General features: G+C 50.8%; 19 protein-coding genes and 1 tRNA gene. 4 read left to right on the top strand and 16 right to left on the bottom strand.

Annotation, left to right across the window (positions count from 1 at the left end; genetic code table 11):
- Positions 1–359: 359 nt before the first annotated feature.
- From KK078_RS23930 to KK078_RS23915, 4 genes are all read right to left on the bottom strand, one after another.
- Complete coding sequence (locus tag KK078_RS23930) at positions 360–1640, bottom strand: adenylosuccinate synthase (RefSeq protein ID WP_254092853.1); 1281 nt, start codon at positions 1638–1640, stop codon at positions 360–362.
- Positions 1641–1667: 27 nt separating this feature from the next.
- Complete coding sequence (locus KK078_RS23925; protein ID WP_254092852.1) at positions 1668–1997, bottom strand: STAS domain-containing protein; 330 nt, start codon at positions 1995–1997, stop codon at positions 1668–1670.
- A 12-nt stretch (positions 1998–2009) separates the two neighbouring features.
- Entirely contained in the window at positions 2010–2483 is a 474-nt protein-coding gene (locus tag KK078_RS23920) for a Fur family transcriptional regulator (RefSeq protein ID WP_254092851.1), read from the bottom strand.
- 453 nt (positions 2484–2936) lie between these two features.
- On the bottom strand, positions 2937–5153 hold the full coding sequence (locus KK078_RS23915; protein WP_254092850.1) for a RelA/SpoT family protein: 2217 nt from the start codon (positions 5151–5153) through the stop codon (positions 2937–2939).
- Positions 5154–5276: 123 nt separating this feature from the next.
- On the opposite strand from KK078_RS23915, the gene KK078_RS23910 reads away from it, so the two are divergent.
- The 4 genes from KK078_RS23910 to clpX all read left to right on the top strand — a co-directional run bounded on the left by KK078_RS23910 (position 5277) and on the right by clpX (position 9015).
- A tRNA-Leu gene (locus tag KK078_RS23910) sits at positions 5277–5361 on the top strand.
- Between the two features lie 84 nt (positions 5362–5445).
- Entirely contained in the window at positions 5446–6792 is a 1347-nt protein-coding gene (gene tig / locus KK078_RS23905) for a trigger factor (RefSeq protein ID WP_254092849.1), read from the top strand.
- Positions 6793–7007: 215 nt separating this feature from the next.
- Positions 7008–7682, top strand: a complete 675-nt coding sequence (locus KK078_RS23900; RefSeq protein WP_317195986.1) for a ClpP family protease — start codon at positions 7008–7010, stop codon at positions 7680–7682.
- A gap of 97 nt (positions 7683–7779) precedes the next feature.
- Positions 7780–9015, top strand: a complete 1236-nt coding sequence (gene clpX, locus KK078_RS23895) for an ATP-dependent Clp protease ATP-binding subunit ClpX (protein WP_254092848.1) — start codon at positions 7780–7782, stop codon at positions 9013–9015.
- Between the two features lie 5 nt (positions 9016–9020).
- Here clpX and lpxB read toward each other — a convergent pair whose 3' ends face one another.
- The 12 genes from lpxB to KK078_RS23835 form a co-directional block, all read right to left on the bottom strand.
- Positions 9021–10145 carry a lipid-A-disaccharide synthase gene (lpxB, locus tag KK078_RS23890; protein WP_254092847.1) on the bottom strand — a complete coding sequence of 375 codons (1125 nt, stop codon included), beginning with the start codon at positions 10143–10145 and terminating at the stop codon, positions 9021–9023.
- Between the two features lie 26 nt (positions 10146–10171).
- The gene (locus tag KK078_RS23885) at positions 10172–10591 is read right to left on the bottom strand and encodes a 6-pyruvoyl trahydropterin synthase family protein (protein ID WP_254092846.1); all 420 of its coding nucleotides are present in this window, start codon (positions 10589–10591) and stop codon (positions 10172–10174) included.
- A 63-nt stretch (positions 10592–10654) separates the two neighbouring features.
- Positions 10655–11395, bottom strand: coding sequence for a hypothetical protein (locus KK078_RS23880; protein ID WP_254092845.1), 741 nt, complete (start codon positions 11393–11395; stop codon positions 10655–10657).
- Between the two features lie 105 nt (positions 11396–11500).
- Entirely contained in the window at positions 11501–12703 is a 1203-nt protein-coding gene (locus tag KK078_RS23875; protein ID WP_254092844.1) for a Calx-beta domain-containing protein, read from the bottom strand.
- A gap of 20 nt (positions 12704–12723) precedes the next feature.
- On the bottom strand, positions 12724–13698 hold the full coding sequence (locus KK078_RS23870; protein WP_254092843.1) for a hypothetical protein: 975 nt from the start codon (positions 13696–13698) through the stop codon (positions 12724–12726).
- A gap of 32 nt (positions 13699–13730) precedes the next feature.
- Positions 13731–15203 (bottom strand): SusD/RagB family nutrient-binding outer membrane lipoprotein, encoded by a 1473-nt coding sequence (locus tag KK078_RS23865; RefSeq protein WP_254092842.1) that lies wholly within the window; start codon positions 15201–15203, stop codon positions 13731–13733.
- A 20-nt stretch (positions 15204–15223) separates the two neighbouring features.
- Positions 15224–18391 carry a SusC/RagA family TonB-linked outer membrane protein gene (locus KK078_RS23860; protein ID WP_254092841.1) on the bottom strand — a complete coding sequence of 1056 codons (3168 nt, stop codon included), beginning with the start codon at positions 18389–18391 and terminating at the stop codon, positions 15224–15226.
- 218 nt (positions 18392–18609) lie between these two features.
- Positions 18610–20538: an OmpA family protein gene (locus tag KK078_RS23855; protein ID WP_254092840.1), complete on the bottom strand. Its 1929-nt coding sequence runs from the start codon at positions 20536–20538 to the stop codon at positions 18610–18612.
- Positions 20539–20546: 8 nt separating this feature from the next.
- Positions 20547–21143: an aminotransferase class IV gene (locus KK078_RS23850; RefSeq protein WP_254092839.1), complete on the bottom strand. Its 597-nt coding sequence runs from the start codon at positions 21141–21143 to the stop codon at positions 20547–20549.
- Entirely contained in the window at positions 21127–22101 is a 975-nt protein-coding gene (locus tag KK078_RS23845) for an aminodeoxychorismate synthase component I (protein WP_254092838.1), read from the bottom strand. The genes KK078_RS23850 and KK078_RS23845 overlap by 17 nt, the downstream gene beginning before the upstream one ends.
- 7 nt (positions 22102–22108) lie before the next feature.
- A complete protein-coding gene (locus tag KK078_RS23840; RefSeq protein WP_254092854.1) occupies positions 22109–22690 on the bottom strand; it encodes a 7-carboxy-7-deazaguanine synthase QueE in 582 nt (193 codons plus the stop codon).
- 83 nt (positions 22691–22773) lie between these two features.
- A complete protein-coding gene (locus KK078_RS23835) occupies positions 22774–23661 on the bottom strand; it encodes a bifunctional 5,10-methylenetetrahydrofolate dehydrogenase/5,10-methenyltetrahydrofolate cyclohydrolase (RefSeq protein ID WP_254092837.1) in 888 nt (295 codons plus the stop codon).
- Between the last annotated feature and the right edge of the window lie 9 nt (positions 23662–23670).

Raw genomic sequence — 23670 nt, 5'->3', positions numbered from 1 at the left:
CTCAAATCACTTATCCATTCCGACTTCGACCAACCGTGGTCGCAAACCTTTAACAGTTTTTAAACCTTTCAACTTTTCTCTCCGTCAATCCTTCTGATCTTCGAAGCCCTCTTTCGTTTTGGGAGTGCAAAGGTAAGAAGCTTTTTCCTCTTTGCAACATTCTGGCTAACTTTTTTTCTTCTTTTTTTATCTCTCCACGAAGAGAAACAATCCTTCAGATCCAACCAGAATCTCCTCAATACGTCAAGTGTCTTTTGCTTTTCTCGGCTTTCGCCTCTTGCATCCCCGTCGCCCTTCCAGCGATTGGGGATGCAAATGTAGCAGGTGTTTTTCGTTTTGCAAATTCCGCTGCGAAAAAATTACGCAGTGACGCTCTCACGGTGTATTGTTTGGGTACGATCCGGTCCCGTCGACACCAACGTAATAGGAACATGAAGCTCTGTTTCCAGGAACTTTATATAATCGTTTAGCTCCGCAGGCAAACTTTCTTTCGATTGACGAAGGTCCGTCGTCCACCCTTTTAATTCTGTATAAACAGGAGAAATTTTTTCGTGCACGATCTCATAGGGGATTGTATCGGTCACCGAACCGTCTTTTAACGCGTAATGCGTACACACTTTTATATTCGGAAAGATGCTCAGCACATCCGCTTTCATCATCAACAATTGCGTCACACCGTTGATCATGATAGAATATTTCAATGATGGCAGGTCGATCCAGCCGCAACGGCGTGCCCGTCCGGTAGTAGAACCGAACTCATTGCCCTCCTTGCGCATAGCTTCACCGTCGGCGTCCAGCAGCTCTGTCGGGAATGGGCCGCTGCCAACGCGGGTGCTATAGGCCTTAAAGATGCCGTATACCTCACCGATATGCCGGGGGGCAATACCCAGACCGGTACAAGCTCCCGCCGTGACGGTATTCGAGCTGGTTACAAACGGATAACTGCCGAAGTCGATGTCGAGCAACGCCCCTTGCGCGCCCTCTGCCAGGATCGATGATCCGGCTTTCAACTCGCGGTTCAGGAAATATTCGCTTTCAATGAGATTAAATTCTTTGAGGAATTGCACCGCATCCAGGAATTGTGCTTCCAGCTCCGCCCAGTTGTACGTTACGTCGTGATCTTTCAGGATCTTAAAGTGTACATCGGTGAGGCGCTTCAGGCGGTCTTTGAAATCTGCCGAGAGGATATCCCCCACCCGCAGGCCCTGACGGCCGATCTTGTCCTGGTAGGTCGGACCGATGCCCTTTAAGGTCGAGCCGATCTTATTCTCGCCTTTTGCTTTTTCATAGGCCGCGTCCAGTAGCCTGTGCGTAGGCAGGATCAATGTTGCCTTTTTAGAAATAAAAAGATTCTTCTTAACGTTCAGGTTGAACTTGGCCAGCTTTTCGATCTCGGCTTTGAAGATCACCGCATCGAGCACCACGCCATTACCGATAACGTTGCGTGTGGTTTCACGAAAAATGCCCGAGGGGATCTGATGCAGCACGTGCTTGATGCCGTCAAACTCCAGCGTATGACCGGCGTTCGGCCCACCCTGAAAACGGGCGACTACATCGTACTTCGGGGCCAGTACGTCAACGATCTTCCCTTTGCCTTCGTCTCCCCATTGAAGGCCCAATAAAACATCTACCTTAGACATCCGTGAAATTTCTTATTGATCTGAAAATTATTTTGCGATTTCCGCTTCCGATTGTATGATCTGGAAGATGGCGTTAAGCTTGGTAATGACCAGCAGCTTCTGCACGTTTTCCGACGGCTTCATGAGATAAACCTCACCGCCTTTGTTGCGGAACTTCGTCAGGATCGTGATCAGCACACCAATACCGCTACTGTTGATGTAGCGCAGTTCGGAAATATCGATGATGCAGGTCAGCGCCTTTTCCTGGATGGCATTATTAACGATCTCGATGACGGCAGCGCCATTATCTTCGCCGATCAGGTCGCCCGACAGGCGTATGGCCAGTTTGCTCCCGGTTATTTGGTGATTGAAGTTCATAGTGTCTTGTGCTTAGTTTGAAGCCGCCTGGCGATGCTCACAATCCACTTTGGTGCAGGCAGCGTACAGGATCAACGAATGGTGCATCACGTTGAAATGGAGGATCTCCTCCACGGTGTTTTGAATGTTTTGGATGCGCGGATCGCAAAACTCCACCACCTTGTGACATTCGGTACAGATCAGGTGATCGTGCTGTTTATAACCGTACGATTTTTCGTATTGCGCCAGGTTTTTTCCAAACTGGTGTTTGCTAACCAGGTCGCATTCCACCAGCAGGTCGAGCGTGTTATAGACTGTCGCCCGGCTTACGCGGTAGTTCTTATTCTTCATGCTGATGTAGAGCGACTCTACATCAAAGTGGCCATCACGGGTGTAGATTTCCTCGAGTATGGCGTACCGCTCAGGCGTCTTGCGAAGCTCCTTGTTTTCCAGGTAAGCCGTAAAGATCTTCCTGACCTCGTCGTATAATTTCGGATTTAATGCCATGAATTAACGGGCAAAAATAATCAGTTTTAATCGATATGCCAATTTAGCACCAGGGGACTTACACTTTCGGCCAAAAGCATTGTCTTCCAACGATTTAGTGAGTTTAAAAGAAGTGGTTGAGGGGAATCGGGGGAAGCGATAGCAGCTTTTTCAGGCCAAAGGCATATTAACGGCACACGGCAAGCACTGCCTGACCTGGGATGTAGCAGAGCTGTGGCAGCCCTCTTTAGGCTGCTTCAACTGTGCCGTAACTCTGCTACAATACTGCCATATCAGTGCTACAACCCCGGCTTCGGCCTGCCTTTAGTCCGGGGGTTACCCGTATCAAAGCCGTACCAAACCCGTAGATTACCCGTATCAAAGCCGTACCAAAGCCGTACATTACCCGTATCAAAGCTATCCCATAGCTATCCTTCACCTATCCCTGACATAATCGCTACAGGAGCAATCGTATTATTCCTTGGAATCGAAACGGCTGACTTTTACGACACCTTCCACGCTCCGCAACTTTTCGATCAGCTGCTCCAGATGGCGGGTGTCGTTTACATAAAGCATGATCTCGCCTTCAAAAATACCAGAGTCGGTATGGATGGACATGGAGCTCATGTTCACCTTCAGTTCTTCAGAGATGATCTTGGAAACATCATTAATGAGCCCCACGCGGTCGGTGCCACGGATCTTCAGACCCGTGAGGAATGCCACCTCGTGCTGGGACGTCCATTTGGCCTTTACGACCCGGTTGCCGTGGTGCGATAGCAGCTCGGGCGCATTGGGGCAGTTGGTGCGATGTATTTTGATACCTTCAGATACGGTCACAAACCCAAAAACGTCGTCACCGGGAATGGGCGTGCAGCATTTGGCCAGCTTGTAGTCTACCACGTCCATGTCCTCGCCAACCAGCAGAATGTCCTCGTAGCGGCCTTTGATCTTGGTGATCTCCTGCTCGATGGCCTTGGCGTCGGCCACCTGCAGGTTGGGCCGGCTTTTTATGGGGGAAATGGGTTTGTTCTCGACAAACTTTTTGATGTCGGCTGCGGTGATAAAACCCCGGCCGACCCGGTAATACAACTCAAAATTGGCGGGCACTTTGAAATGCTCGCGTAGTTGTTCCATAAACTGCTGGGTGGGCTCTTCCTTGAGCTGACGCAGTTTGCGGAGCAGGATCTCCTTGCCTTCCTCGGCCGATTTCTTTTTGTCCTCCTTGAGCTCATCCTTAATGCGCGACTTGGCCTTGGAGCTGACCACAAAGCGCAGCCAGTCTTCATGCGGGCGCTGTTTGGCCGAGGTCAGGATCTCGATCTGGTCACCGTTCTTCAGCACGTAGTTGATCGGTACCAGCTTGTTGTTGACTTTGGCGCCGATACATTTCGATCCAACCTGGGTGTGGATCTCGAAGGCAAAATCAAGCGCCGTGGCGCCATAAGGCAATGTTTTGAGCTCGCCCTTCGGCGTGAACACAAATACCTCGTCGCTGAACAGGTTGCCGCGAAAGTCGTCGACAAAGTCGAGGGCATTGTGATTGTTTTGTTCCAGCAGGTCACGGACGCGGGCCAGCCACTTCTCCAGGTTGGACTCGGCGGTAGTGTTGGAGTCTTTGTATTTCCAGTGGGCGGCGTAGCCTTTCTCGGCAATTTCGTCCATGCGTTTGGTACGGATCTGCACTTCTACCCACTGACCGTTCTTGGCCATGACCGTGGTGTGCAACGACTCGTAGCCATTGGCCTTGGGAGTGCTGATCCAGTCGCGCAGGCGGTCCGGGTTGGGCGTATAATAATCTGTTACGATGGAATACACCTGCCAGCAGAGCGCCTTTTCGTGCTCCATGCTGGTGTCGAGTATGATGCGGATGGCAAACAGGTCATATACCTCCTCAAAGGGAATGTTCTGCTTACGCATTTTATTCCAGATGGAGTGGATGGACTTCGGGCGCCCCTTGATGTCGTAATGAATGTCGAGCTTGTCAAGCTCCTCCTTGATCGGAACCACGAACTGTTTGATGAACTTGTTCCGGGCCGACCGGGTAGCGTCGATCTGCTGCGCGATAGACTGATAGATCGGTTTATCCGTAAACCGCAGGTACAGGTCTTCCAGCTCGGTTTTGATGGCGTTCAGCCCCAGGCGGTGGGCCAGCGGGGCATAGAGATAAATGGTCTCGTTGGCGACTTTGAGCTGCTTCTGCCGGGGCATGCTGTCGAGCGTGCGCATGTTGTGCAGACGGTCAGCCAGCTTGATAAGGATCACCCGAACGTCTTCCGACAGCGTGAACAGCATCTTGCGAAAGTTTTCCGCCTGCTGCGAAGTGCCGTATTCAAAAACGCCGCGGATCTTCGTCAGACCATCGATGATCTTGGCGATCTTTTTGCCGAACATCCGCTCGATGTCCACCAGCTCGATGTCAGTGTCTTCCACGACATCGTGCATGAGCGCGGCGATGATCGAGGTCGTGCCCAGGCCGATCTCTTCCACGCAAATCTCGGCCACGGCCAGGGGATGGAAAATAAACGGCTCACCAGACTTGCGGCGCATGTCTTTGTGAGCATCCAGCGATAGCGTAAAAGCCTTTTTGATCAATTTGGCATCCTCATCCTTCAAAATGGGTTTAGCCTTGCGTAGTAATCTTCTGTATCGGCTGATGATCTCTTTTTTCTCCTGCTCCTGATCGATTACCATCTTCTGAAATCGCTGATTTGAACCAATAAACGAGGTTTTTTCCTCTTTTGTAAGCTCTTTGTGAATTAAAAACGTAAACTATTCTTTATTTCTGAATATTCCATAAATTTGCGGCCTCATTTTCCGGATGTGGCGTAATTGGTAGCCGTGCCAGACTTAGGATCTGGTGCCGAAAGGCGTGGGGGTTCGAGTCCCTCCATCCGGACCAGCTGAACCCTCACTGTTCGTATAACAAAAACACGGGCAGAGAGGGTTCTTGGTTTCTCTGGTAAACAATCAAACGTTTTAAGCTTTGGAAATAATTCTGGACAAAAAGAACAGCACTGAAGGTCTAATTAAAATTAGATTAACCGAAGGTGATTATCAACCCCATGTGGAAGAAAAGCTGAAAGATTATTCGCGCAAGGCGAATATCAAAGGCTTCCGTCAGGGCAAAGTACCGACGGGGGTGATCAAGAAGATGTTCGGTAAATCCATCCTGGTGGACGAGATCAACCACCTCCTCTCCCACAAGCTTTCGGATTACATCAAGGACAATAAGCTACGCATCCTCGGCGAACCCCTGCCCAATCAGGAAAAAGCTGCTGGCATCGACTGGGATACGCAACGCGATTTTGAGTTCGAGTACCAAATTGGGATGGTGGAAGACTTCTCATACGATCTTTCGTCTAAAGTGAAGGTTCAGGGATACTCCATCACCGTAGACGAGAAAGTGATCGACGAAACGATTGCCGACCTCAAAAACCGCTTTGGCACCATGACCTATCCGGAAGCTGCTGGCTCGGACGATAACCTGACCGGTGAGCTTCGTGCAAAAGAAGGCGACTTCAAAAAAGAATACGCGTTCCTGCAGGTAGCAAAGGTCAACAAGAAAGAGCAAGCCAGGTTTGTTGGCGTGAAGAAGGACGAAGAGGTAGAATTTGAAGTAAGCAAGCTGTTTGCTGAAGAAGGCCTTACCGGTCAGTTGCTGGGCATCCCGGCAGAAGAAGCCAAAAACGCCAAAGGAACTTATATTTTCAAAGTAACCAACATCAGCCATAACGAGCCGGCTGCCGTTAACACCGAGCTTTTTGACCGTGTGTTCGGCCCGGGCGTGGTAACGACCGAAGCGGATTTCATCGAGAAGGTGAAGGAAACGATTGGCGAGAACTACAAGCGCGAGTCGGAACACTTCCTCGACCACCATATCGAAGATTATTACCTCGACAATACCAAGATCGAGATGCCTGCGGAGTTCCTGAAGACCTGGTTAAAGTCCACCAGCAACGGTCAGGTAACAGACGATGTACTGGCAAAAGAGTTTGATGCCTACGCACGCGGCCTGAAATGGGACCTCGTAAAAAACAAGATCGCCGAAGACAAGCAGGTCACCGTAGAGTCGGAGGAAGTACGCGAGAAAGCGAAAGAAATGATCCTGGCGCAGTTTGGCGGCCAGCAGTTTGCTGCCCAGCTGGGTGACCGGATGGATGCCATTGCCGACAATTATCTGCAGAGCGAGAACGGCCAGAACTTTATGCGCCTCTACAACCAGCTTCGCGGCGAGAAGATCATGAAGCTGATCAAGGAGAACATTACCGTACAGGAGAAAAAAGTGTCGGTAGAAGAGTTTAAGAAGATCGTCGAAGAGCACAAGCACTAATCGATACGGACTCAGGCTGGTAGCGGTCCGTTGCCAACGACTGCAATAAAGCGCACCGGCCAAACGACTATGGTTTTAATTCCGCCTGCGGGAGGGAATTAAAACCATTTTCGCTTTAAATGGGTTTAAGGATCGAAAGGGTTGGATTTGTGACCTTGGATGCCTAAGATTACTATAATTTCGACCCCTAAAACGTAATTATTTCATCTTTAACTATGCAGTATAACAACGAATTCAGAAAGTACGCTGTGCACCACCTGGGCATGAGCGGTAATACCGTCGACAGCTATGCTCAGCAGATCCAGAACATGACGCAGTACGTGATCGAAGAACGGCCGGGCAACTTCCGCGCGATCGACGTCTTTACACGTCTTATTTCTGACCGGATCATCTTCCTGGGAATGGGTATTGACGACCAGATCGCCAACCTGATCACCGCGCAGCTGCTTTTCCTCGAGTCTTCAGACCCGAAAAAGGACATCATTATGTACATCAACAGCCCCGGTGGCTCGGTGTATGCCGGCCTCGGCATTTATGACACCATGCAATATGTAAACCCCGACGTTGCCACGATCTGTACCGGCCTGGCGGCATCGATGGGCGCCGTGCTGCTGACGGCCGGCGCGGCCAAAAAACGCTCGGCTCTGCCGCACGCCCGGGTCATGATCCACCAGCCCATGAGTGGCATGCAAGGTCAGGCTTCGGATATGGAAATTTCATTGAAGCAGACCCTGGAGGTGAAAAAGGACCTATACAATATCCTGGCCAAGCACAGCGGTGCCAAATACGAGAAAATCGAGAAAGATTCTGACCGTGACTACTGGATGCGCGCCTCTGAAGCCAAGGAATATGGCCTGATCGACGAAGTTCTGGAACGTAAGAAAAACTAATTTAAAGGCAGATTTGTCACTGTGCAGATGTGCTAACTATTGGGTATTTTTGAAACTCTCAATGCGCACATTTGCACATTGCTAATCTCTACAAAACATGGCTGAAGTTACCTGCTCATTTTGCGGAAGAAGTAAAAAAGATGTTGATCTGATGATCTCGGGTATCCACGCACACATTTGCGACAAGTGTGTGACGCAGGCAAACCAGATCCTCAGCGAGGAGAAGAAAAGCAAGACGGAGGCGGGTTTTTCGCCCAACTTCAAGCTGATCAAACCGATAGAGATCAAGAAGTTCCTGGACGAGTACGTCATCGGTCAGGACGAAGCGAAAAAGATCATGTCGGTAGCGGTGTACAACCACTACAAACGGTTGATGCAACGCAAGCTCGACAGCGACGTGACGATCGAGAAATCGAACATCATCATGGTCGGTGAAACCGGTACAGGTAAGACTTACCTGGCCCGTACACTGGCGAAGATGCTGCAAGTTCCGTTCTGTATCGCCGACGCCACCGTGCTGACAGAAGCCGGTTATGTCGGCGAAGACGTAGAAAGCATTTTGACGCGCTTGCTCCAGGCCGCCGATTACAACGTCGAGGCAGCCGAACGCGGCATTGTTTATATCGACGAGATCGACAAGATCGCGCGGAAATCCGACAACCCTTCCATCACCCGCGATGTCAGCGGCGAGGGCGTTCAGCAGGCCCTGCTGAAGCTCCTGGAGGGCACCGCGGTGAACGTGCCACCCCAGGGCGGCCGTAAGCACCCGGATCAGAAAATGATCACCGTCAACACGGAGAACATCCTGTTCATCTGCGGCGGTGCATTCGAAGGAATTTCCCGATTCATTGGTAACCGCCTGAATACACGGCCCCTGGGCTTTGTGGCGGGTCTCGATGGCCTGCATCCTGCCGATATCAACAAAGACAACCTGCTGCAGTTCGTCACGGCGCAGGACCTCAAGAGCTTCGGCCTCATCCCTGAGCTTATCGGCCGCTTGCCGGTGGTGTCGTACCTGAACCCGCTGGACAACGATGCCCTGCGTAAGATCCTGACAGAGCCCAAAAACGCGCTCATCAAACAATATCGCAAGCTGTTTGATATGGAAAGCATCGAGCTTGAATTCAAAGACGGCGCCATCGACTTCATCGTCGAGAAAGCCATGGAGTTTAAGCTGGGTGCCCGTGGCCTGCGCAGCATTTGCGAAGCGATCATCAACGACGCCATGTTCGAGCTTCCGTCTGAGAAGAATACCGACAGGCTCGTCATCAACCGCGCATACGCGGAAGAGAAATTTAGCAAATCACATTACAGTAAGCTGAAAGTAGCCTAACCGGGCTACTTTCCGGCTTTCTTCAGGTATTGGGTCATCAGCCGCGCGGCATTGTCCGATGCCGACCCAGTGTCCAGGATCCTTATGATACGGTCGTATTCCTGGAGCATGGTCTCCCGGTAGGGCGCATTGTCTAACATGCGGGTGAGCTCCGCCGATACATCTTCGGGATTGGCGGCACCCTGGATCATCTCCTTCACAACTTCCTTTCCGGCAATCAGGTTTACCAGCGATATGTATTCAACCTTGATGATCTGTTTTAGCAGCCAGTAGCTGATCGTGCTGGTCGTTTTGTAGACTACTACCTGGGGTACCCGGAACAGGGCCGTTTCCAGCGTGGCCGTACCAGACGTCACAATGGCTGCCTGAGCATGCTGCAGCAAATTGTAAGTATCTTCAAAGATGAACGTGACATTGGCGTACTGCCGCAACGGATCATATAATGATTTATCGAGATTCGATACAGCGGCCACCGCAAAGTGACGCGTCGGAAATTTTTCTACCACGGATGCCATCAACGGAATGATGGTGCGCAATTCCTGTTTACGGCTGCCGGGTAGCAGGGCTACCAAAGGCTCCTTGTTCATAAGATTGTTTCGCTCCGGGAACTGCCTGTCAGGTGCGTGTGCCTTTACCGCGTCGAGCACGGGGTTGCCGACGTAATCCACATCCCAATCAAAGCGTTTGAAGAAATCTTTCTCAAAAGGAAGAATGACGAAGAGCTGATCGACGTTTGCCTTTAGCTCTTTTGCACGGCTTTGATACCAGGCCCATACTTTCGGCGGTATGTAATAGAAAACCTTGATGCCCTTCTTCCTGCCGAATTTGGCGATACGGCGATTGAAGCCCCCATAGTCCACCAGGATGATGACATCGGGGTTGTAGGCCTCGATGTCTGCCTTGCACTGCTTGATGTAACGGGATATCTTGTTCAGACTGGTGAGGATCTCGACGAGGCCCATAAAGGCGAGGTCCCGGTAGTGCACGGTGAGCTTTACTCCACCCGATGCCATGTAGTCACCACCGAATCCTTTGAAGTCCGCGTTCGGATCGTATTGCTTAATGGCCCGAACCAAATTACCGGCATGCAGATCGCCTGAGCGCTCCCCGGCTATGATGTAATATCGCATGGCTTGCGAGTTACGACTTTTGCGATTTATTCGCCAAAGTACTCTACATAATTCCGGGGAGTCTCGTACAGGCGGAGCGAATGCAGCGTTCCATAGCGTGTAATGGTCGGGATCTGGGCGTTCAGGATCTTCCAGATCTCCACGACCAGGTTCTCACAGCTGGCCAGCTTACCTTGCATAAAATCGACGTCTACGTTGAGATTTTTGTGATCGAGCTTGTCTATCACTTCCCGGCGAATGAGGGTGCTGAGGCGCTTGAGGTCCACCACGAAGCCTGTCTCAGGGTCTGGATGACCCTTTACGGTGGTTATAAGCTCGAAATTGTGGCCATGCCAGTTTTCGTTGGCACAGGGGCCAAATACCTCCGCGTTCTTCTCGGGTGTCCACTGCGGATTGTAGAGCTTGTGGGCGGCGTTAAAATGTTCTTTACGGGAGATGTAGATCATTATTTCCAGAAATTCCCTGCAAATTTTGGAAATAATCCTGAACAACCGGCCGGCAGCAGCCTATTAATTCAGGGCAATATCCCGATCGTTCAGGAAATTACATACCAACACGATGCCTTCCTGGTCTTTGAGCTTCACGTTATGCTCTTTCAGAAAGTTTTCAATTTGGGTACGATTTTCGCCGGTGAAGGATTCCAGGAATTTTTTCTTGTTCGGCGAAACCTCCACCAACTTGCCGTTCTTTGATAAGAAGTACTTTTCCTTGATCACATATTTGATCTCGTTGTTACCCATGTCAAGCGCGGCGTTATAGCTGGCTTGCTTTACTTCTACGAAATTATATTTCAGTAAGGTTGTTTCGGTATCGTTCTGCACCAGGACTTCGAAAAGCCCAGCCGCTCCTACTTGCGTTCCGCCGTATTTCTGTGTACTAACGAATGTCTGCAGATCGCGGGTGTTCGCGTGCCCTACAGTCAGTGTCTTTATGGCCTTCATCGGTACGGTACGAATACCGATATCGGTGCTGATCTCCACATAGCCGTTCTGAAGGTCAATGTTCATACCATACTCTTTTACGGAGCCTGCATCGACTTCAAGCGTTCCAATCTTCCAGTTCTTATACAAATATTTGCTACCGGTGGTGACTTTCTCCGGAAAGCCAAAGGACTTAATCGTGCCGTACGGACCGGTATTCATATCCATGCCGCTGGCCTGGGCGCCGCCAAGTACATTCTGTCCCAGCAGATCGGTGTGCAACAGCATCAATCCTACGAAGACGATCAACAAGCTATCTTTCTTTTTCATAACTATCGTTAAAGCTCCTTGTTATTATAACTGTAAAAGGCTGGCCAGTGGATGGCCAGCCTTTTAGTATTTGTTCTTGTAAATGACGAATACTATCGTCTTTTGTTAATTTTTCGTAAACGTGTGGGTGTTGTGGTCAAGTGTTTGACCAGCTGCATTTGTCACGGTGTACTCCACTACGATTGTGTTTCCGCCTGAATATTCCCCTGATCCGGTTACCGTGTACGCGGTACCACCAACTTCGAACGTCTGCTCGGGGATTGTGATAACACCTGCGTCGCAAAGATCAGCATGGTATTCAACCGAAACAGCTGCATCCCAGAAATTGTCATTGATCAGGATGCCTTTCGTAGCGCCTTGTGTGAAGTTCACGGGGTAAGGGCTGCCGTCATAACCAGGCTCTTCTGCGTCGTACGATCCTACGTACTCCGAGATGTCTCTGACAGGAGCTTCACCGAGGCGGGTTACTTCATACGAAGTACCTGTTTTCACAATCTTTGCCAGGGTATACATATTCGTCCCACAAAGGATGTTGGGATCAAAGGACGCGGGGAATTCCAGCACCGCCGGTTCCATAACGCCAGCCTGTGAATACTCCAGAGAGAGATCCAGCAGCGGCACAGCACCAAGTCCACCGGTGTTGATCACCGCAAAGACACCGGCTTTCACCAGGTATTCGCCATCTTCAAAATCACTGCTCATCAGGAACTCCTCATAGCTTGCACCGTCGATCGTTTCAAGCACGTTACCGTCGAGGTCTGTGATGTACAGGATCATATCGGCGATATCGTCCGGATCGATGGGTGCGCCGGTAGCATCGAACAGCGTACCGTTCCACGACAGTGTCAGCGGCAGGTCGCCCGACGATACGTTCTGGATCGTGAACGACATTGTTCGCGGTGTGATGGTAGCGTTCTCTGTTTGAGCATCACCGATGGTGATGGTCAGCGTCTCGCTATCTTCCGGCAGATCATCCGCCAGGATCTTCACCTGACCGCTGGCAGAAGTCCGGTTTGCCGGGATCTTCAACAGGCTGGTATAGGTAAAATCTTCTCCTTCGGTAGCATCACCGCCGGTCACGTTAACGTACACGGCTACGTCAACGATCTGCGGGGTGCTGAGGGTCACTGTAAAGGTGAAAGTGCTGTCCTTTTCCAACATCGTTACTTCCGGGTGGTCGATGGTGATGTTTACCGTCGGCGCTGTCGGCGTGAGTATGCTGTCACCTGTCTGATCATCGTCGCTACAAGCCGCGAACGCAGCCGCCAGGCCCAGGATGGATATATATCGACTATATAATTTCTTCATAATTCTTGTAGGTTAATGCTTTATTCAACAATCTTCTCAAGCACCTGGTAGAACGTACGGGGGCCTGAGCCGGGTGTATTGTAACCGAATGACATCGTCAGACGATCTCTGCCGTCAGGCGAGTTTGTTACAAAATTGCTCGTTGCGCAATGTACATCGGCCATATCGGTCGGATTTGACTCGCAGTCTATGAACGGCTGGTCGTTGCCAACTTGATCTTCACCTGTGGGAGTTTTATCCGGATAGGTGATCTTGCCATCGACGATTTGGAAGTACCAGGTGTTCCCTGTAAAAGGAGCTGCCCCTAAATACTCAACAACACGGTATGTGGTAGCATCCACGGATTCGATAACAGTCTCCTCTGGCCAATCGGATGTTCCATACGTCGGCACTCCAATGCGGTAATATTCACCTACAATGGCTCTATATTTACCAGCATAGCGTGTTGAAACACTAATTCCCACCGTATAGGATTGTTGCACAGCGCGGTCGTCGTCCAATACGCTTTCGATGCGAAATATCCAGCGATCACCAATCTGATACTCCGTATCGCTATCGGGCAAAGCGCCCGTTGTACCGTCGGGGTTGCCGATGGTCAAGCCACTGATCAGCTCGTTGAAATCATACGAAGAAGTAACGAAGTGGCCTTCGTCGTTGGTGATCTCGATACTTTCTGCCAGTACTTCGTTTGAAACAAACGTACGGGTAGTATCTTTCGTTTCACCGCCAACTGTTATCTCCCAGGTAACAGTTTTGGTGAACGACTTGTACAGATTTACCGTGCGGGTCTTCTGACGGCCCTGGTTTACCCAAAGCTCGATCGTGTACGGACCAGTCGGGTTACCTACTACATAGTTTATGGAAGCGCTGGTTGCATTTAGCAAGCCACCTTCTCGAGCGTCTTCCGTGATCAGGTCCTCCGACTCGTTACAAGCCGAGAACACCGTCAGGGAAAAAGCGATTAAACAAAATATCTTATTAAAATTGATTGTCATAATTTCTTTCCGTTTAAAGGTATTGTCACCTGTTATTCCATCCACCAAACTTTTGACGTCAGCAGATCTCCCTTCATGTTGTCGACCGCTGTCTGGTAGTTGGTAGCGTTAAGCGTTTGCTCATTAGACGGGTAGATATAGCGGGACGGAATCTGGTTGATGCCAATCGGATCAATGGCCGGGCTCAACGCAGGAACTTTTGTTCTTCTCCATTCCGAGAAGGCTTCGATGCCCTGGAAGTACAGCGCAATGTATTTCTGTGTGTAGATCTTGTTCAGGCCGTTAGCCGCGTCGTATGCTACTGCAGGAATTGCGAGGTAATCTGCTGGAACAAGGTTTACCACAGAACCGTCTTCGTTCTTGAATCCTTTGAAGGTATCGAATGATGCCGTAACGCCCGCGTTGTAGTATGAAGCCGCTGTTGCGTCGCCACCGCCGATCAAGCTGCGTTTTGCAGCTTCCGCCAGCAGGAAGTTCAACTCAGCATAGTCCATGAATACGCCCGGTGTGTTCGGACGGAGGAAATACTCGCCGAGCATCGAAGTATTGGCATAGTCATAACCGTTTACAGTCGGGTTGTTGATGCCCGGCGCAGCACCGCGAATTTCGCCCCCGTCATTAGGTTGCGCATATACGGGCAGGCGGGGATCGCTCAGACCGTCCATGAGTGTAACCAGCGTTTCGTTGATTCTCCACTCCAGGCGATTAGTAAAGACAACGTTGTTCCAAACAGGGTTTGCGTTCGGATTGGTCTCGCGATAATTCAGCTGGCTGTTGTCAGCATTGGAGGAAAAAATAGCACCACCGTTTACAATTGCTTGCAACTCAGCACCCACATCCACCTTACCTGACATTCTCATTAACAGACGTACGCGGAGCGAGTTTGCAAACTTTTCCCATTTCGCCACATCGCCACCGTACAGAATGTCCTGTGCCGCGGGCAACGTACCGGGGCCTGCCAGGTATCCTACAGCCGCTTCCAGCGAGTCAACCATGGCAGGATAGATATCCTCCTGCTTGTCATACATGGGCAGTGTCTTACCTTCTTCGGCCTGCAGTGCTCCCGAGTACGGAACGTCGCCGAACGTGTCCGTCAACAATGAGAACACATAGGTCTGCCAGATCAGCGCCACACCTTTGGTCACGTTATTTTGCTCGTCAATGGCCGCCAGGTACATCTTTTTGGAGTCCATCAACGGACGAGCATACAATTGGTCCCACCAGTTATTGATTGATGTAACGCGGGGGTTGTAACGTTCTTCTTCATTGTATTGAACTTTTGCCCAGTGCTGGATCCATGTTTCGCCCATATCACCGCTGTTGAACATGTCATACACAATATCCGCAGTCTGCTCTATCATGGCAGGCAAGTGCAGGTGAGACGGAATAACAACAGGACCGTTGGGATTCTCGTTGACTTCTTCAAAATCACCGGTACAGGCTGTCGCCAAGATGGCTGTGAGCGCTGCACCCGCTACGTATTTATTTATATTAGAAAATTTCATCTCTAAATCCAGTTTAAATTTTACAGCGTAAAGTTTAAGTTAAAGCCCATGCTTCTGGTGCTGGGAGTCTGAGCGTGCTCGAGACCCAGGTTACCGTTGCTGTTGGTGAAGCCGGTTTCAGGATCGATGTGCGGTGCTTTGCTGTACAGCAGGGCCAGGTTACGCCCGATAACAGAGAAAGTAACTTTCTTGAACGGAGTTTTGGCCAGCAGCGAAGTAGGCAGTGTATAGCCGATTGATACCTGGCGCAGTTTAATGTATGATGCGTCAAATACGGAACCTGCTACTACGGTATTGCCAAAGGCAGCGTGGTTGTAGCTCATAGCCGATACACTGACATCGTTCGGAACGTAGACAGGATCACCGTTTTCGTCGGTGCCCGCTTGTTTCACGCCCTTACCGATAATACCGGTTTCACGACCGATCAGGGTTTCCTCCAGGATGCCGGAATAGCGGCCCCAAGCGTTGGTCATGGAGTATACTTCGCCACCGATCTTCGCGTCAACCAGGACGTTCAGCGAGAGACCTTTGAAAGAGAACGTATTGTTCAAACCTGCCAGCCAATCGGGGTTTGCATCGCCCAGGGTCTTATTTCCGCTAGGATCGCGCTGCGGCAGACCGTTTACGTGAACGATGTTGCCTTGAGGATCACGCAGATAGTCGGTACCATAGATCACACCGTACGGCTGACCACGTTGTGCGATGATCTGCGCGTTCCAATAAGAGCTGAGTTGCAAAGCCTCCAGGCCGGGAGCCAGCTTCACCACTTCGTTTCTGTTGCGGGTAAAATTTGCACTGATATCCCAGCTAAAACCGTTCGAAGCTTTCAATGCTGTACCTGACAACGACAACTCGATACCTTTGTTGGTCATCTCACCCGCGTTAACCTGGAACGAAGTATAGCCAGATGCGCCCGAGATGCTTACCGGTACGATTTGATCGGTTGACTTCTTGTTATAGTACGTCGCGGTGAAGTTGATCTTGTTGCTGAACAAGCCTAACTCTGTACCAAATTCATAGGAAGAGCTGATCTCAGGTTTCAGGTTCGGGTTCAACAGGGTGTTGCCTACTGTCGGTGTGATCAGTGAACCACCCCAAGGATCGAAGAACGAGTATACGTTTACAAGTTTGTATGGATCGGTGTCGGCACCTACCTGTGCCCAACCGCCCCGTACTTTCGCATAGCTCAGTGTTTCAGACTGCAGGCCGAGGATCGACGTTACGTCGGCGCTCAACGCGAATGAAGGATAGAAGTATGAATTGTTGTTTTTAGGCAGCGTGCTCGACCAGTCGTTCCGGCCTGTCACCGTCAGGAAGAGGTAATCACGGAAGTTCAATTCGACGTTACCATACAAGCTGTGAATCTCTTTTTGCTCAGCAAATGTCTCTACGTCTACCGCTACGCGCGAGTTGTCGAGGTTATATACGCCGGGGATTTCCAACTCAGGTGCTTCGGCCGTTGTACGGTCGTGTACCTGACGCATGTTATTACCACCTATGCTGGCTACGACTTTGAGGTCTGTCATAACTTCTTTGTTGAGTGTCAGCAAGAAGTCAGAGTTAACTTCATACCAGGTACGATCGATTTCCTGGTAGTTACCGTTCGGGTAATCGTTCGAACCGTGTGCACGCTTGCTCACCGCCAGATCGGTAAAGAAGTCCGTACCTGTTCTTACGGCCAGTGACAACCAATCCGTGAATTCATATGTCAGGCGTACGTTACCGATGAGGCGGTCCTTATCAAACCCTTGTGTGTTGTTGTACAAAACCCAGTACGGGTTGTTATTAAAGTTGGTGTTCCAGTTGATCGGTGTTCCGGCCGCGCTGGTACCTTCGGGAGCCAGCGGCAAGTTAGCATAGTCTTTCAGTTTCTGAACGTCTACGTTACGCTGGAACCAGGTGAATTGCTGCATCGGGTTGTTGTTGTCGTAACCGCCACCCGTGATGTTGTCGCTGCTCGACTTGATATAATTCGCGCTTACTTCTGCCCGGAACTTGTCGGTGATATTCAAACCAGTGTTAACCGCGATTGTATAGCGTTTAAGGTCATTGTTAGGGATGATACCCTTCTGATCAAAGTTGCTCAACGAAAGACGGAAGTCAGCCTTGTCATTACCGCCGGAGAGAGCGATGTTGTTCTGGAATGTCTTACCGGTTTCGAAGAAGTCCTTGATGTTGTCGGGGTGTGATACCCAGGGACGAGGCTGACCGTCGAACGAATCCCATTGTACGAATTCGAGACCTTTGTCCAATGCGGGACCCCAGCTTTCATCTTCACCACCACTTCCGGTAGTACCGTCAATCCATCTGTAGTATTTGTTATTGTAACCGCCACCGTACGAGTTTTGGTACGAAGGCAGGCGGAGCGGACGCTCGAAGGTAGCAGAAGAGTTTACGGAGATACCGATGCCTTTTGTGCCACGGCCGCTTTTCGTTGTGATGAGGATTACACCGTTTGAAGCGCGTGAACCGTAAAGAGCGGCTGCGTTCGGACCAGGGAGTACGGTCACCGACTCTACGTCGTCGGGGTTGATGTCGGCCGCACCGTTCTGACGGTCAGCGCCACCGTTACCGTTAACGACGGTATTACCGATGCCGGTTGCATAGTTGTTGTTGTTGATCGGGATACCGTCAACAACGAAGAGAGGCTGGTTGTTACCGGTCAGGGAAGATGCACCGCGCAGCACAATACGGGAAGATGAGCCTACGCTGCCAGAACCGTTCGTGATCTGAACACCGGCTACACGGCCTGAAAGGGAGTTGACGATGTTTGATTCACGGGCCGTGGTGAGCTGGCTTCCGTTTACATCCTGTACAGCATAGCCCAGGGATTTTTTGTCTTTTTCGATACCGAAGGCTGTTACAACAACTTCTGTGAGTTGCTTGGTATCTGCGGCCATCGCTACGTCTACCGTGTTACGGCTTCCGATCTCAATTTCCTGTGTTGTTAAACCGATAAAGGTAACCATTAAGATACCGCCTTCAGCGGGTACCTTCAGTGTGTACGAACCGTTTACGTCTGTAACGGTACCATTCGTTGTACCCTTTAAGACAACGTTTACCCCCGGAAGACCGGAACCATCTTCGGCGGAAGTGACACGGCCTGTGACCGTTCGCTCCTGTGCCCACGCAACGCTGCTGGCCAGAGCCAGTACGGCAGTGAGGCATACGAGTAGAATTCTCTTCATACTGCTAAGTTTAGGTTAATGAAAATTAAATATGCACTTCAAACTTATAACAAAATAATAACCCATAAAAGAGTACTCCCTCAAAATTTAGTAGGTAAAGTTCAAAAAAATCCCCCAAAAAAGGTTATAGGAAACGATTGTGCTTATACATGTTAGCCCAAAAATGGGCGTTTAAACATCTTTAAATCGTTTGTTGAATCCGGGGGGAGAATTCCCGACTACCGAACAATAGTAAATTCGATGCGGCGGTTGAGCTGGCGGCCGTTTTCGGCGTCGTTAGAAGCAATCGGTTTGTCGGGGCCATATCCCTTTGGGATGAGCCGATTTTTAACAATCCCTTTGGATATGAGGTAGTTGTATACAGACAACGCCCTTTTCTCGGAAAGCTGGCGATTATGGGCCGCGGCGCCGGAATTATCGGTATGGCCGCTGATCTCAATTTTCAGGGTCGGATTGTCGGTCAGGAAGCGATAGATCTTTTCAAGTTCCGGAATGGACTGTTGTTTAAGCTCAAACCGGTCTACGTCAAAGAAAATGTTGTTCAGCACTACCCCTGAGCCAACGGCTGCCTTTTCCAGGTCCACATCTATTTCCACCGGACGCAGCTCTACGGGGCCGGCGTAATTAAAGTGTAAGCTTTTGAAGAGATACGTCGTTTTGCTCACATAAAGTGCATAATCGGCGCCTTCCGGCAGTACCATCAGATATTCGCCGGAAATCGAGTCTGACGTGACCAGGGCCACCACTTGGTTGCTGGACAGGTTTACCAGCTCCACCCGGGCGGCCAGGGGCTGCCGGCTTTGTTTGTCGCGTACGATGCCACGCACATAGTTGCTCTTTTTGTTCAGGCGCGTGCCTTCGGGGAATTCGAGCTCAAAGATCCGGCTGCGGGAGGTGCCTGGGCCGGTGGTCTCCTCGTGGGAGTAGTACCCCTTTTTACCGTCGGCCGTGACAAACAAAGAGAACTGGTCTTCATGGCTGTTGATCGGCGCGCCAATATTCTGGGGGTTGGTCCACCCTGCGGTGTCCTTCTCTACAAAGAATATGTCGTAACCACCAAAGCCCGGCAGGCCATTAGATGCAAAATATAAGGTGTGGTTATTGGCGTGGATAAAGGGTGAGATCTCATCGAAGGGTGAGTTCACGGGCTTGCCAACATTTACGGCTTTGGTCCACCGGTCGTAGTCGTCGAGGGTGGCCATCCAGATATCGCGTCGCCCCATGCCGGCGCGGCGATCGGAGACAAAGTATAATGTGCGGCCGTCGGCAGAGAGGGAGGGTTGTGATTCCCAGGCGGTGCTGTTTACGTTCGGCCCCAGGTTTACGGGCTTAGTCCAGTCGCTACCAATCCTGTGGCTTTCGTACAGGTCGCAGCTGCCGATAATGTCGGGACGGCCCACGCAGGCGGTAAAGATCAGTTTACGGCCGTCTGCGGAAATGGTACTGGTGCCTTCGTTCAGCTGCGTGTTGATATTCTTCGATATGGACTGGGGTGCGGTCCAACGGCCCTCCACGTCTTTTTGTGACACCACCAGGTCTTCGTCGGCATTGGGGTCGTTTGTTACGCGACGGGTAAAAATCAATTTTTGCTGGTCGGCGGTGAGCACCGGAAAGTACTGCATCGCAAAACAGTTTACTGTGTCGCTTAAGGCTTTCTGTTTATAGGGAGCTGTTTCCTTTTGATTCTTCAACGCAAACTCCGCGCTCTTGAGCAGATGAGCTGCTTTACCCAGACGAGATCTGTTCTGCGACTCTTTCTTCAGATACTGATCCAGCATCGCGGCGGCTTTTTCATAGTTGCCCGCGGTAAAGTATGCTTCGCCTAAATCAAACCAAAATACTTTTTGTTTATTCACATCGGTCGTGCGCGCCAATCCTTGTTCGTAGTATCGGATCGCCTCCGTGGGATTTTTCATGTCGGAATAGACCAGGCCCAGGCGGTAATAGGCTTCTACAAATCCTTCGTCTTTTTCGATGGCCTGCTGCAACATGTCGATGGCGATGTTGAACTGGCGGCGAACGCGGAAGTTATCGGCTTGTGTATACAGGTCGATAGCCTTCCTGGATTTGGTGCTCAGCTGAACCTGTGCGGATGTATAACCGGTGGACAACAGTACAAATGCGAGCAGGAGCAGGAGTCTATGCATGCTTAAAGCTAAAAAACTATGTTGGATACGTCAATTTCAGGCGCATCAAATTCGAGCATCGCATTGATGAGCCGGCAGGCATCAAACGACCGAATGTCCTCTACGCGTATATCTTCCTCTTGTAGAATGTTTTGCTCAAGGAGTTTTTGCCGTTGCGTTCCTTTGAGCAACGCGGACCAGGGCGTTATCCATTGGTTCTTGCGGCGGAATGCTATGTTGGCATAGGAAGTATCGGTTACGAACCCGCGCTTCACGATCAGGATGTCGTCGCAGTCTTTGCGCAACGTAAACAGCTGGTCCAGCAGCTTGCGGTTGGCGTATTTAAACTCGTAGTTTATCCGGTCGTGCTCCACCACGCGCAGGCTTTGCACGGGGCGAGGTGTATAGGGTGTAAATTCTATCTCGCGACTGACGTCGTCGTATACGATCCTGCACTTGTACAGTCCGGTGTCGGGACGTGTCAATGCGTTCAGCATGGGTTCGAGCTCAACGTGATCTTCGGCTCCACATAATGTTTTCAGCGCACGGTTCATGCGTTGTTCGTGCCGGGAGAGGTTCAGGAAGTTTCCGTCGAGGAGCTTAATCGTTTCAAGTAAGAGGGACATAGACTTTGTCGATTGTTTCCTGGTATTCTGCGTCGACCTGGCTTTGCGTGGTAATGCCACCGCCGCTGCGGTAGTAGTATGCGCCGTTTTGATTTTCCAAGAAACGGATCATGACACCGCTGTCCAGTTGTTGTCCATTAAAATAACCAAATATTCCTGTATAATAACCACGTGTCTCTCCTTCTGCCTGACGAATGATCTCCACTGTCTTCACCTTGGGCGCGCCGCTGACCGACCCTGCCGGTAGCAACGCGACGAGAATGCTGCCGAGCCGCGTCCCGTAGTCATCGGGTAATTCGCCGACAATCTCGGAGCTGACTTGTAGCAGGTTCTTATGGTTTGTGCGGATCTCCTCGAGGTAGCGAAACCGGCTCACGGTTACACGTGTTGCAACCTGGCTCAGGTCATTGCGGATCAGATCGACGATCGTGGTGTGCTCTGCTCGTTCCTTTTCGTCGCCCAGGATACGCTGAGCGGCATTGGGCACCGCGGCGTCGATGGTGCCCTTCATAGGGTATGAGTATATTTTTCCGTCTCGTATTTGTACGAAGATCTCGGGTGAGAAAACCAGGAACTCGTTTTGGAACAGTAGTTTATAGCGGGCGCGGCTGGCGTGAAATAGCGTTTGAAGGCTGTTCGCGGAAGTTACCCGGGTCTTAACGGTAAGGTTCGTCAAAAATGAATCACCATAGCCAAGCCTTTCAAATACATGCGCAAATTTCCGGGCGTACTCGTCACGGTCGTGCGGTATTACGTGTAACGGCTCGACAGGCTCGTCTCCAACTTCTATGTTGGAAGTGTTGGTATAACCATTTATATCGAACCATATTGCTGATCCCTGCAGATCTGACAACCGGGCAATGAAAGGCTTTTCCATTTCGAAATCGATCACAAATAAAAAGGGGACCTTCTGTTGCCCCCATGCATTCATTGTATCGACAAAGTCGGTAATGGTCATGCGTGTCTTACGGTATATTCATGTATTTGTGTACCTGGAGCGATACCTGCCAGTGTGGATTGGCCTTGACATAGTCGATGATCAACGGAAGTATTTCTTTTTCTTTCGACCATTCGGGCTGCAGAAAAAGTTGACACGACGGACGTACTTTGCCGGCAAGCTCTTCCGCCCAGGCAAAGTCACTTTTATTATATACCACGATCTTCAGCTCATCTGCCTTTTCAAAGATCGATTCGTGGGGATTCTTAAACTTTTTGGGTGAGAAACACACCCAATTCCATATACCGGTAAGCGGATATACTCCGGAGGTTTCGATGTGCGTACGCAGCCCGGCTTCCTGCAGTGCGGCGGTCAACGGCGCAAGGTCGTGCATAACGGGTTCGCCGCCGGTTATCACGACGATCTTCCCTCCTGCTGCGGCGGCCCGGTCGACCATTTCGGTTACTGCCACCGATGGATGCTGGCTGGCATCCCACGATTCTTTTACGTCACACCACACACACCCTACGTCGCACCCGCCGAGGCGGATGAAGTAGGCTGCATGGCCCTGGTAGTGCCCTTCCCCCTGGATGGTATAAAAGTCTTCCATCAGGGGAAGCGAAAGCGGCGCTATAGCTTGTGCGGTTTTCACGTTGTGTTCCGGGCTGTTCCGGCCCTCGTGTCTTAACAACTTTAGGGATGTTGGAGTTCAGTAGCCCGCAGGGTATTGAGCAGCAACGATGCAATGGTCATCGGCCCTACTCCTCCCGGTGTCGGTGTGATGTATGACGTCTTAGGTGCTACGGCTTTGAAGTCTACATCGCCCTGAATGGCCCAGCCTTTCGGGTATTGGGGACCTTCTACGCGGGTGGTGCCGATGTCGATCACGACGGCACCTTCTTTTACCATGTCGGCTGTGATCAGTCCGGGCTTGCCTACTGCAACGAGCAGGATGTCGGCCGAACGGGTATAGCTGCCTAAGTCTTTTGTAAACTTATGGCAGATGGTTACGGTGGCTCTGCCTTGCTCGGTGAGCATCATGCTGAGTGGTGCTCCGGCTATACGACTGGCGCCCACGACCACGGCATGCTTGCCCTCGGTCTCGATGTTGTATCGGCGCAGCAGCTCCATTACCCCAAAGGGTGTAGCCGGCATCAACAGCGGATTTTTCGATATAATGCTGCCAAAGTTGTGGTTGGTGAAGCCATCCACGTCTTTGTCGGAGCGGATCTTTTCAGTTACTCTATCGACAGAAATGTGTGGCGGCAGGGGCAGCTGTACAATGAAACCATCTACGTCGTCGTCGTTGTTGACGTGATCGATGTGTTTCAGCAATTTCTCTTCCGAGATGGTGTCGGCAAATCGCATCATGGTGTAATGAAATCCCACCGATTTGCAAGACTTCACCTTATTGTCGACATAGGTCTGGCTGGCGCCGTCGTCTCCGACGAGTATAATAGCCAGGTGGGGGATCTTCCGTCCCTGGGCTTTACGCTCTGCTACTTTTTGTGAGATCTCATTCTTGATATCGGCCGATACTTTTTTGCCGTCGATCAATGTATACGTCATTGCTTCTGTCATTCCCTGCTT

It is taken from the genome of Dawidia soli (assembly GCF_018598185.1).
GTDB lineage: Bacteria > Bacteroidota > Bacteroidia > Cytophagales > Cyclobacteriaceae > Ohtaekwangia > Ohtaekwangia soli.
This window is presented reverse-complemented; position numbering and strand designations above follow the sequence as displayed.